This window comes from Sulfurovum sp. (assembly GCF_041551015.1).
GTDB lineage: Bacteria > Campylobacterota > Campylobacteria > Campylobacterales > Sulfurovaceae > Sulfurovum.
In genome coordinates this window covers 1-11,993 of the sequence record NZ_JBFENQ010000002.1, presented here as the reverse complement: position 1 = coordinate 11,993, position 11,993 = coordinate 1, and the positions used below count along the sequence as shown (strand labels likewise).

The following is an 11,993-nucleotide window of genomic DNA, read 5'->3' as shown; positions in this document are numbered from 1 at the left end:
GATGATGGAAAATAAAAAAGAGTATGTAATTATAAATGTAGCAGGAAAACTGGCAAAAGGTTTTTTACGTAATCCTCTCACAATAGTTCTAGGCGTCATGTTACTTCTTGTTGGATATATTGCACTCAATACGATGCCAAGAGAAGAAGATCCCCAAATTGCCATATCGGGTGGGGCTGTTATTGTAGCGATGCCCGGTGCTACACCTAAAGAGATAGAAAATATCATCGTAAAGCCATTGGAACGTAAATTAAGAGAGGTACGCGGTATAGAGCATGTATATGGTATGGCTATGGAGAATGTAGGTATCGTAAATGTGATGTATTATATTGGTGAAAATAGGGAAGATTCAAATTTAAAACTTTATGACAAAGTGATGCAAAATATGGATGTTATGCCTAAGGGTGTGATGCAGCCTAGTGTTAAACCATTTGATATTGATATTGATATTCCTATTGTTACTGTGGCATTTTATCCAAAATCAAAAAGTAATATTGATGATGTTTCACTTTTTGAAATGGTCAGAAAAGTACAGCAGAAAATAAATGCCGTTGATAATGTAGCTAAAACAACACTCAAAGGTGCACGAAAAGCACAGTATAACATAGAAGTTGATATGGGGAAACTCTCTGCATATCATATCTCATTGGGGCAGATCATGCAGGCAGTAGAATCGATAGCTGTGAATGTACCTGATGTAAAGGGTAGAACCAAAGAAAATAAATTGGTGATTTTTGGGGTAAAAAATGCCATTGAAAGTATAGATGATGTGGACAATGTGATTGTTGCCCAGTACATGGGATCACCGATCTATTTAAAAGATGTAGCATCGGTAACCAATGGAGTAGATATACAAAATTTTCAAACGGCTAAGATCTTGTTGAAAGAAAAGAGTACAGATACTGTAACAAAAAATAATGAATCAGAAGAAGTAAAAACAACATTAAGTGAGGAAAAAAATCAAATTACAATGACAATTGCAAAACTTGCCGGAACCAATGCAGTCTTTGTCGCTGAAGATGTTGTTGAAATACTTAAAAGTTATGAAAATGAATTTGAGAAATTGGGTATTGGATACCTTATTACAAGAAACTATGGAGTACGTGCAAATGAAGCCGTCAATGAGTTGATGCATCATTTGATCATTACGATTGTGATCATTGCTTTGATGTTGGTTTTTGCATTGGGATGGAGAGAGTCGATCATTGTTACATTTACCGTACCAGCAATTTTGGCAGTCACACTTTTTACTGCATGGATGACAGGCCAAACAATGAACAGGATCACACTTTTCGCTCTGTTACTCTCTTTGGGGTTACTGGTTGATGCTGCAATTATTGTTATTGAAAATATTCATAGACATTTACACAGTCATGGTGTTGAGGATAGGGAGATGGGTGAACTTTTAGTTGAGGCAACGGATGAGATTGGAGCTCCGACCAATATAGCCACATTGGCCATCATTTTAACGATGGTTCCTATGGCATTTGTTGGAGGAATGATGGGTTCATTTATGAAGCCTATACCATATAATGTACCTGTAGCACTTATTGTATCACTTTTTGTGGCTTATATATTTACACCGTATTTAAGTTTAAAATTACTTAAAAAACCAGAACATGGTGATTATCATGCACATGATAATGATGAAGGATCTAAATAATGAAAAATTTTGAAGATTTTATTTATAGTATTCTTGATGATGCCTCAAAGAAAAAACGGGTGATTCTCTTAACCGCAGCAGCATTTGTTATCTCTCTTTTGATGTTCCCAACCAAAATGGTACTGGCAAAAATGTTACCGGGTAAAAGTGATAATACATTTTCTATCTATATTGATACTCCTACAGGTTCATCTATAGAACAGACAAAAACTGTGAATGAATGTGTGATAGATTTCTTGAAAAAAGAAGATGAAGTAATGAATATAGAGATCTTTTTAGGGCAGGGAATTCCTCTTGATTACGCTGGTCTTGTAAAAGGTTCTAGTATGAAACGTACTGAGAATGTTTCAGAGATCTCTGTAAATCTTACAGATAAACATCATCGTACAGAGCCATCATTTCTTATAGTTCAGCGTTTAAGACCTGAGATTAAAAAGGCATGTCTCTCTTTAACAGAAGGCACAAATATTAAGTTTGTAGAACAACCATCAGGTCCTCCAACACTTGCTTCTATTGTTGTTGAAGTACATGGTGAGAACTTAGAAACCATGAGAAATATTTCAACGCAGGTAGCTAATATTTTAGAAGAGACAGAAGGTCTTGTAGATGTTGATATCATGGCTGATGACATCTATGATAAATTTGAACTTATACCTGATAAAGAAAAAATAGCCAGAAGCGGATTGAGTGTAAAACAGGTAAATAATATTTTGTATTTAGCTTTTGAAGGTATGGTTATTGCACATAAAAACTCGAAAAATTCTCCAGATCAGATTCCAATATTTTTGGTTTTAGATCATAGCAGTAAAAAGCTACCTGTATCTAATGGAGATGCGTTACAAAGTAAACTCTCATCATTGAACCTTATGAATATGAGTGGAATGATGGTACCATTAAGTGAAGTGGTTACCCTTCGTAAGGTGAAATCAAATCCTATGATTATGCACAAAGATCTTTCACGGATGGTAAATGTGGTTGCGGAGACAGATATGGTTTCTCAAGTTTATCCATTATTGGATGCACGCGATGTAATGCTTGAAAAGTTTGAAAGTGATTATATTATTACTAAAGCAGGCTTATCAACCTATATGTTTGACTTAAATTTAGAAGATAAGATCACACATGAAAAATTCCTGATACGTTGGGATGGTGAAATGAAAGTAACACTAGATACTTTTAGGGATCTAGGTGCTGCATTCATCGCCGCTTTGATATTGATCTTCTTATTATTGGTTATTTATTATAAGAGTTTTGCTATTAGTGGTATTGTATTGTTAGGCTCATTCCTTTCACTTATAGGAGTGATTGTGGGACACTGGGTAGCAAACTGGTTTACTTCAGAGACCTTCTTTTTAACAGCGACTTCTTTGATTGGATTTATTGCTCTTATAGGGATATCTTCGCGTAACTCACTTCTTCTTATAGACTTTGCTAAGTCCTTAATGGAGTGTGATGGCATACAAAAACGCAGAGCTATTGCTATAGCAGCTGCGACTAGAGCAAAACCTATTGCTTTAACAGCAGTTGCGATTATTTTAGGTTCAACATTACTTGCAGGTGATCCAGTATTTGGTGGACTTGGTGTTGCGCTTATCTCGGGTACGGTTGCAGCAGTATTTGTTTCACTCCTTTTTGTCCCTGTACTAATGGATAATGCTAAAGCGATGGATTTTGAACTTTCTGATCATTGTGATACAAATAATCCTTCTATTACTAAATAACATTCTTTAAGACACCCTTCCAGGGTGTCATTAATACTCCCTCTATATCACTTTTAATCAAGCATTTGCTATAATCACTCATAATTTTTAAGGAGCTAAAATGGCTACAATCGGAATGGGTGACATTAAAAAAGGTACGAGACTTGAGATTACAGGAAACCCGTATAAGGTCACGGACTTTCAACATGTTAAACCTGGTAAAGGTGCAGCATTTGTACGTATGAAGATAAAGAACCTTGCTACAGGTAAAACGATTGAAAAGACAGTACATGCAGGTGACAAATTTGATGTACCGGCACTTGAACAAAAAACAATGCAATATCTTTATGATGATGGAGAAATGCTTCAGTTTATGGATACAACAACCTTTGAGCAAATAGGGCTTACGCATGAACAAGTAGGTAAAGATACTTTTGATTATATGATCGATGGTATGGAAGCTGAAATTTTGTTTCACGGAGGTAAAGCTATTTCTGTTGAGATACCACAAACTGTTGTACTTAAAATTGTAGAGACACCACCTAACTTCAAGGGTGACTCACAAGGTGGGAAAAAACCGGCTACACTTGAAAGTGGTGCTGTAGTGCAAGTGCCTTTCCATGTGCTTGAAGGTGAAATGATCAAAGTAGATACTGTTGAGGGTAAATATTTGGAGAAAGCTAAATAAGACGTTTTCAGGCTAAGCCTGGTTTGACGGCAAGTTATATTCTAAAGATACTTCATTTTATGGTACATACGATAAATCGTATGTACCTATATATATAAACTATTACTTCTTTTTCTTTTTCTTGAATACTTTTTCACAATCTTTTATCATCGCATCAGGTATACTGGCAATGGTCATAAACTCAGTCATTTTTAACATTGGATACATATATGCAATGTAGTACTTAGGATCGAGTATTTTTGCTTTCCCATTCTCAATGAGGATTGGGTAAGGAAGCATCCCCGCATTATTTCTACCAATTCTTTTTGTAAAGGTACTGGTTCTTTTAGAGAGCTGAATACCAATAAGTGTTGAACCATTTTCCAGCGTTTGAGTGAAGAGCACTTTATCATTATCTTTGATCTTTTCTAAAAGGTCATCCCCAGAGGCTACTTCAATCATATCTTCATAGTGAGGCATACCGTTCATAAATTGATATTTTGGCAAGAGCTGGAATTTAAGTACATCTTTTGAATTTTTCAAACCAGGAAACTTCTCGAGAAGTTTGACCAAGACTTTCTTGGCCGATTTTTCATCAAAGTCAGTTTGTAAAAATCCTTTTGCCATATAAAGAGGGTTTGTGATACTGATCTTCTTCTCTTTTGTATCCACAAGTACACGTAATGATGCTATAAAGCCTCTATTTGCTTTACTTGCCATGCTGAGTAAGGATTTATCTGTAAAGACTACTGAGATAAGCGTACCCTTTTTATCGACGGGCACAGATGTTAATACTTCAAATCCTGCAGCTTTGAGATTTTCTTCTACCGTTTTAACATCCATAAATTCCCCACGAAGATGCGCTGAAATTCTTCCTTGGCTTACTTCCCCGATTCTTGTGTTGCTACTCTGTTTCATCTTTTTTTGTTTATCAAATCGATTAGGTATGTAATTTGGTGGCATACGCTTCGAGAATTTAATGCTTCTATCCAGTGTATCTTTATTTTTATCAGAGAAGACGGCTTTAGGTACTTTTGGTACAGTCGGTATACAAATTTCTACATTACCACTTGTGGTCTGAATCGTTTGTACTTTTTCTTCTTTGGTAATGGGGTCCAATGTCGTTTTGGCTGTTTGAACTTCCGGTATATTTTCTTTCACCTTTACTTGAATTTCTTTTGTTTCTGTTTTACATATAGCTGGCTGTAGCAAGGTATTAGTATTGGATGTTGCTTTCATGCCAAATGCAGTGAGGACCTCAGGTATCTCTTTATCCAGTTTATTGACAAGTCCTACTCTTTTTTCATCAGAGATATTTAAGGTAGTTGACCAGTTCTCAAGTCTCAGCATACCAACTACAAGTTTGTTGGTTCCTTTTTTGATGTAGACATACATGGTACAAGGTGCAAAAAGACCTGCCTCGGGATGAGCACCTTCATTATCAAACATGTTGTACGAGAACTCTAAGTGACAAAGTGAATAGGTCCAGAAAGCGTCATATCCTGCTAGAATCTCTTCTGCATCATCTTGTCCCTCCATAAAATTATGATATCCGGCGATGAGATAGCCTTTATCAATAAAGGCAAGTTCAAATCTATTTTGGAATTTTTCAATAAATTCATCTAAATCTTCAGGTGCATCAAATTCATATTTAAAGTTATGCATACGGTTTTCCGGAAGTTTTTTATAGGAGCTGTATGATTTTGTATATTTGAGCCCTTTAGCTCTGAATTCTGCTTCTACTTTCTCATCAAGAGGTTTAATGGAAGCTACAAATGTATCCCTAACCTTTTGGTCTTCTATCCCAATCATATCGAGAAATGCTGTGGGCATGATATGACCTACATGTGTCACATTCTCATCTAATTTCTTGTATATCAGCATATTGAATGGTGCAGTCGATGCGATACGTGGGTCAATGTTAAGAAGTGGCAAAATCTCTTTGTCATTCACCACAGACAAAAAACTGAGTGTATCTAAGATGGTTGAACCATATTTGTCTTCATACTGGTCGTTTACTCTATAGTGTGGATCTGTGACTTCATAGCCTATCGTTTTTAACTCTTCGTCAACGATGGTATTATATGTTTTTTCTATATTACCTTCAAGTGTATACATCACTGCTAAAGCATTTTCAGGAACAGGCACATCCTGTATAATGGTCTGTTCAACTTTTTTAGAGACTTTTTTCGTTACTGTAGTAGATTTTTCAGCATTTGATGCAAGAACAGAAAGAACTTTTGGTGTGTGTGTAAGTGGATTTACATTTGATACTGCTTTCATACCAAATTCGGTTAAGATCTCCGGTATTTCTCTGTCAAGCTGTTCTACAAGTACAAGTCTTGCTTTATCAGTGATATCCAGCGTATCAGACCAGTTATGTAGTCTATACATTCCAACTACAACTTTATTGGTTCCTTTTTTGATATACATATACATGGTACAAGGAGCAAACATACCAGCTTCTGGTCGCGCGCCTTCATTATCAAACATGTTATATGAAAATTTCAAATGACAAAGAGAATAGGTCCAAAAAGCATCATAGTCTGAGAGAATATCTTCTGCATCATCAGTTGCTTCCATAAAATTATGATATCCGGCGATGAGATATCCTTTATCAATAAAGGCAAGTTCAAATCTGTTTTGGAATTCACCGATAAAATCGTCTATGTCATCAGGTGCTTCAAATTCATATTCAAAGTTTATCATTCTTTTTTCTGGCAGTTTTTTGTATGGCATGTAGGATTTTTGACCGCCCAATTCTTGTTCAATTAATCCATTCAGCGATTTAAAGGTAGCAGTAAATTTCTCTCTTACTTCTTTATTTTCTATATCCAGGATCTCTAACATTATTTTAGGCATAAGGTGCCCAACATGTGTCACATTCTCATCTAATTTCTTGTATATCAGCATATTGAATGGCGCAAAACCAGCGATACGTGGGTCAATGTTAAGAAGTGGCAAGATAACTTCATCATTGACTACAGGCATAAAACTGAGCACATCGAGTACAGTTGAACCATACTTAGTTTCATACTGGTCATTGACTCTTTTATGCGGATCTGTGAGCTGAAAACCTATACTTTTTAGTTTCTTCTCTACAAACATATTATACTTTTCCTGTGCATCACCGTCTATAGTATAGAAGATAGCTAGTGCATCTTCATCCGTAGCTGTTGTAGAAGTGCTTTCTTGTGTAGCCGTAGCAAAGAGTAAAGCAGGTAGAAGTAGAGCAAAATAAAGTACTTTATTTATAACATTATTCACATAAATCCTTTGGACAAGTATTATATATAGGATAGCATAGAATTTATATATATAATAAATAGAAGTTATGAATTTCTTTCATGGAGAGTGAAACGCTACCAAAAGTGACTGGCAACTTAAGAGAGAAATAAGAAGGGTCTACCCCTTCTTATTCTTGTAGAATCAATGATTAATTAATCATTGATTGTTTTAACAGAATCGTTTAGGTTCTCAGAAACAGATTTCACTGATTCTCTATTATCATTAGAAGCAGTTTTCACTGAATCAGCTGTATTTTCATTGACTGACTTAACAGAATCTCTTGAGTCATTAGAGATTGTTTTAGTAGAGTCATTTACATTTATAGCAACTCTGCTTATAGAATCTCTTGAGTCATTAGAGATTGTTCTTGTTGTATTGTTCATGTCATTAGAAACAGTTTTAACAGAATCTTTTGAGTCATTAGAGACAGTTGTTACAGAATCTCTTGAGTCATTAGAAACAGTTTTAACAGAATCTTTTGAGTCATTAGAGACAGTTTGCACAGAATCCCTAGCATCTTTAGATAAAGTAAGTGTAGAGTCTTTCATATCTGTACTAAGATTTGTTCCACTCTCTTTTAAATCAGAAGTTGTTGTTCTGAGTGAATCTTTAGTATCAGTTGAAAGATTAGTTGTAGCTTTACTGAGATCAGCAGAGCTGTTTACTTCCATTGTTTTAATGTCATCAGAAACTTTGATTGAAGTATCTTTAGCATCTTTACTTACATTAGTAACAGTTCTTTCAGCACTTTTAGATGTCTCAACTGTACCATCTTTGACAGCAACTACAGAATCTTTAGCATCTTTACTCATACTAATAGCAGCTTCTTTCATATCTTTGAACATGTCATTAAAGTCAAAATCAGCTTGTACACTCGTAACTAATAATGCAGCTAAGGCCACAGAAGTCGTAATCATTTTTTTCATTGTATATCCCTTTTATAAGTATTTATAAATATATTATATCAAATATTATATTTAGTATAACTTAAAGTTTATTATAAAAAATATAATATTGACTTATATTATAGAATATAAACTTATCTCTAAATAATTGAAAATTGAATAGTTGTCATGATGGAGAAAGTAGAGAAGTTGTAAGCAACCTTTATATAGGTTGCTTTTTATGGAGTTCAATCTAATACAGATTATTTATTTTTGTTTTTGTTTTTCATGTGTTCTGTATATTCATCATGAGTAATGGTTTTAGTATCTTTACCCTGAGTAATGTCTTTAAAAGAGTCATTTAGATTTGATCCAACTTCATCAATAGATTCTCTAGTATCATTCGAAATAGTTTTTGTTGTTTTACTTACTGCAGTTGTAGTTGACTCTATAGCATCATTTGTATCATTTGAAATGGTTTTAGTAGAGTCTTCTACATTGGTTGCAACAGAATCTATAGCATCTTTAGAGTCATTTGAAACATCTTCAGTGGATTTCTTTGCATCATTCGAAACGGTTTTGAGAGAGTCAACAGAATCACTGCTAATGTTTTCTACCGCATCACTTGTATCTTCAGAAACAGTTTCTATAGAATCTCTAGCATCATCTGAGATATCTTCAATGGAGTCTGAGACATCTGAAGAAATAGCATCAGCACTATCTTCTATGTCAGTAGAAACTGTATCAGTTGTATCTTTAAAATCTTCACTTGTGTCAGTAATAGCATCTTTCGTATCTTCAGATACAGACTCCATTGCATCTTTGGTGTCTTCAAATGTCTCAGATGTAGCTGTTTCAATATCATCAGAAACTTTTTTTGAAACATCCTCTGCATCAGAACTTACTGAACGAACTGATCTCTCAGCACTTTTAGAGATTTCTTCTGCACCATCTGTTACAGCAGAAACGCTATCTTTCGCATCTTCAGTCATGCTTTTAGCAACATCTTTCATATCTTTGAACATATCGCTAAAGCCAAAACCAGCCTGAAGATTTGTTAATAAAGCAACAGTAGTAATCGTAGCGGTAATCATTTTTTTCATTCTGAACCCTTTTTTTATTTTAAACATCTCTTAAAGTAAAAGTTGAAATATAGGATTAAATTATAGACACTGTGACAGAGAAGTAAAAGCAACCCAGGGTTGGGTTGCTTAGGAAGAGAGAGGACATTGCCTCCATCTAGAGATATTAGTCGTTAATTGTCTTAACAGAGTCGTTTAGGTTCTCTGAAACAGATTTTACAGACTCTCTATTGTCATTAGAAGCAGTTTTCGCTGCATCACTTGTATTGCTAGCAGTTGATTCTACTGAAGCTCTTGTATCACTAGAAATTGTTTTTGTAGAATCACTAGCATTTGTTGCAACTCTATCTATAGAATCTTTAGAGTCACTAGAGATTGTTTTTACAGAGTCAGCAGAGTCAGTAGAAACAGTTTTCACAGAGTCAGCAGAATCACTAGAAACAGTTTTCACAGAGTCAGCCGAATCGCCAGAAACAGTTTTCACAGAGTCAGCAGAGTCATTTGAAACAGTTTTCACCGCACTTGTTGTATCAGAAGAGACAGCGATAGTAGAATCTTTCATCTCCTTAGAAGCTACAGTTGCAGAGTCTTTAAGATCTTTTGTTGTATTTGTGATAGAATCTTTTGTATCTGTTGATACAGAGTTTACAGTATCTCTACTGTCTTTAGATGTAGAAACTTCTGCTGTTTTTAGATCATCAGAAACTTTCACTGTAGAATCTTTGGCATCAGTACTTACATTAGTAACAGTTCTTTCAGCACTTTGAGATGTTTCAACTGCACCGTCTTTGACAGCAGTAACAGAATCTTTAGCATCTTTACTCATGCTGATAGCAGCCTCTTTCATATCTTTGAACATATCTCCAAAGTCAAAATCTGCCTGCGCACCTGTAACCAATAATGCAGCTACTGCTACAGAAGTTGTAATCATTTTTTTCATGTAAAACCTTTTTATTTTGATAAATATAATTTAATAATATCAGTAATTATTTTAAATAACTCTTAAAACGAAAGTTATAATATAATATTAACAAATATAAGTTAATTATGATGCATATTATTTATCAATAAAAGATTTTAGAAAAAAGGAGTAGGTATGATTGAGTATTGAGTTGCTTTTTTTTGATAGAAGGCAATGCCTTCTATCTTGAGGAATTAGTCGTTAAGTGTTTTAACTGAATCATTTAAGTTTTCAGAAAGAGTCTTTACATTCTCTCTATTATCATTAGAAGCAGTTTTTGCTGTCTCATTTGCATTTTTTGCAATTGAGTCTACAGAATCCTTAGAATCCTTAGAAACAGTTTTCACAGAGTCATTTGCATTTTTTGCAATTGAGTCTACAGAATCTTTAGAGTCATTAGATACAGTTTTCACAGAGTCAGCAGAGTCATTAGAAACAGTTTTCACAGAGTCAGCAGAGTCACCAGAAACTGATTGTACTGATGAATTCATATCATTAGATACAGTTTTTACAGAATCTCTAGAGTCATTAGAGACAGTTTTAACAGCACTTGTTGTATCAGAAGAGACAGCGATAGTAGAATCTTTCATCTCCTTAGAAGCTACAGTTGCAGAGTCTTTAAGATCTTTTGTTGTATTTGTGATAGAATCTTTTGTATCTGTTGATACAGAAACTACAGTGTCTCTACTGTCTTTAGATGTAGATACTTCCGCTGTTTTAAGATCATCAGAAACTTTCACTGTAGAATCTTTAGCATCTTTACTTACATTAGTAACAGTTCTCTCAGCACTTTGTGTTGTTTCAACTGTACCGTCTTTGACAGCAGTAACAGAATCTTTAGCATCTTTACTTATACTGATAGCAGCCTCTTTCATATCTTTGAACATTTGATTTAAATCATTCGCTTGTGCACTTGTTAACAATAATGCAGCCAGTGCCACCGAAGTTGTAATCATTTTTTTCATTTTGGACCCTTTTATAATTTTTTTAGATAATTAATTATAGCGTATGTTGTATTAAACTTAACTTATATAATAGATAATCCCTTGTTATGAAGATTACGCTTACTTTTATATCGTTATGTAATGAGGATGTCATAATTATTTTTGATTCAATTCATGATAATAATCAATTTAGTGATTATTTGATACAATACTTAAGATTGAATTCAAATATATAGTGCAGTATTTTTGATGTCAGTAAAAAAAGGAAGATAGATGAAAAAATTATTGGTAGGTTGTGTAATGGTGGTGACTTTCGGATTTGCGGAAGAGTACACACAGGCAGATAGAATTTTTGACATGCAAAAAATGGCACAAGCCATGCAGGATATTCAGTCTGGTTTTTTCTATAATAACTTGGATATCGTTAAAGCAGGTGCAAAAGATTTAAAAGAAACCATTGGTAAAATAAGACCAATAAAGAAAGAGACAGAAAATAAAGATGTCTATGAAAGATGGATGACTAACAATACGGCCATGACTAAACGTATACAAAGAAAGATCGAACAAAATACTGATGATATCGTTGCACGTTTTTCGGATGGGGATGCAACACAAGCATTACAATTTTATAGCAAGATTTCATCAGAATGTATGAAATGTCACGTACGTTTAAGAAAATGGTAAAGATGAATATGAAAAAAATAATAATTGTAGCATTACTACTCAATGGATTTTCACAGGCGGGGGATATCACTTTAACAGGTACAGTCGTTTCTGATGGTCAGAAAATGATCGGTGCACGTT

The 11,993-nt window shown here is 34.4% G+C and carries 9 protein-coding genes; 4 read left to right on the top strand and 5 right to left on the bottom strand.

Going from position 1 to position 11,993, the window contains the following annotated elements; all coding sequences use genetic code 11:
- Nucleotides 1-4: 4 nt before the first annotated feature.
- The 3 genes from ABZC96_RS00235 (at nt 5) to efp (ending at nt 4,051) form a co-directional block, all read left to right on the top strand.
- Nucleotides 5-1,663: an efflux RND transporter permease subunit gene (locus tag ABZC96_RS00235; RefSeq protein WP_373028231.1), complete on the top strand. Its 1,659-nt coding sequence runs from the start codon at nt 5-7 to the stop codon at nt 1,661-1,663.
- Nucleotides 1,663-3,384: an efflux RND transporter permease subunit gene (locus tag ABZC96_RS00230; protein WP_373028230.1), complete on the top strand. Its 1,722-nt coding sequence runs from the start codon at nt 1,663-1,665 to the stop codon at nt 3,382-3,384. Before ABZC96_RS00235 ends, ABZC96_RS00230 begins: the two co-directional genes overlap by 1 nt.
- A gap of 100 nt (nt 3,385-3,484) precedes the next feature.
- Nucleotides 3,485-4,051: an elongation factor P gene (gene efp / locus ABZC96_RS00225; RefSeq protein WP_373028228.1), complete on the top strand. Its 567-nt coding sequence runs from the start codon at nt 3,485-3,487 to the stop codon at nt 4,049-4,051.
- Between the two features lie 102 nt (nt 4,052-4,153).
- On the opposite strand, the gene ABZC96_RS00220 is transcribed toward efp, so the two are convergent.
- From ABZC96_RS00220 to ABZC96_RS00200, 5 genes are all read right to left on the bottom strand, one after another.
- Complete coding sequence (locus ABZC96_RS00220) at nt 4,154-7,297, bottom strand: hypothetical protein (RefSeq protein ID WP_373028227.1); 3,144 nt, start codon at nt 7,295-7,297, stop codon at nt 4,154-4,156.
- Between the two features lie 173 nt (nt 7,298-7,470).
- Nucleotides 7,471-8,244, bottom strand: a complete 774-nt coding sequence (locus tag ABZC96_RS00215; RefSeq protein WP_373028225.1) for a hypothetical protein — start codon at nt 8,242-8,244, stop codon at nt 7,471-7,473.
- A 221-nt stretch (nt 8,245-8,465) separates the two neighbouring features.
- The gene (locus ABZC96_RS00210) at nt 8,466-9,305 is read right to left on the bottom strand and encodes a hypothetical protein (protein ID WP_373028223.1); all 840 of its coding nucleotides are present in this window, start codon (nt 9,303-9,305) and stop codon (nt 8,466-8,468) included.
- Between the two features lie 145 nt (nt 9,306-9,450).
- On the bottom strand, nt 9,451-10,224 hold the full coding sequence (locus tag ABZC96_RS00205; protein ID WP_373028222.1) for a hypothetical protein: 774 nt from the start codon (nt 10,222-10,224) through the stop codon (nt 9,451-9,453).
- A 215-nt stretch (nt 10,225-10,439) separates the two neighbouring features.
- Nucleotides 10,440-11,210 (bottom strand): hypothetical protein, encoded by a 771-nt coding sequence (locus ABZC96_RS00200; RefSeq protein WP_373028221.1) that lies wholly within the window; start codon nt 11,208-11,210, stop codon nt 10,440-10,442.
- A 252-nt stretch (nt 11,211-11,462) separates the two neighbouring features.
- On the opposite strand from ABZC96_RS00200, the gene ABZC96_RS00195 reads away from it, so the two are divergent.
- Nucleotides 11,463-11,873: a cytochrome C gene (locus ABZC96_RS00195; RefSeq protein WP_373028219.1), complete on the top strand. Its 411-nt coding sequence runs from the start codon at nt 11,463-11,465 to the stop codon at nt 11,871-11,873.
- Nucleotides 11,874-11,993 lie beyond the last annotated feature (120 nt).

Coding starts and splice junctions, on each gene's coding strand:
- ABZC96_RS00235 (WP_373028231.1), top strand. CDS start 5: ATGGAAAATAAAAAAGAGTATGTAATTATAAATGTAGCAGGAAAACTG.
- ABZC96_RS00230 (WP_373028230.1), top strand. CDS start 1,663: ATGAAAAATTTTGAAGATTTTATTTATAGTATTCTTGATGATGCCTCA.
- efp (WP_373028228.1), top strand. CDS start 3,485: ATGGCTACAATCGGAATGGGTGACATTAAAAAAGGTACGAGACTTGAG.
- ABZC96_RS00215 (WP_373028225.1), bottom strand. CDS start 8,244: ATGAAAAAAATGATTACGACTTCTGTGGCCTTAGCTGCATTATTAGTT.
- ABZC96_RS00210 (WP_373028223.1), bottom strand. CDS start 9,305: ATGAAAAAAATGATTACCGCTACGATTACTACTGTTGCTTTATTAACA.
- ABZC96_RS00205 (WP_373028222.1), bottom strand. CDS start 10,224: ATGAAAAAAATGATTACAACTTCTGTAGCAGTAGCTGCATTATTGGTT.
- ABZC96_RS00200 (WP_373028221.1), bottom strand. CDS start 11,210: ATGAAAAAAATGATTACAACTTCGGTGGCACTGGCTGCATTATTGTTA.
- ABZC96_RS00195 (WP_373028219.1), top strand. CDS start 11,463: ATGAAAAAATTATTGGTAGGTTGTGTAATGGTGGTGACTTTCGGATTT.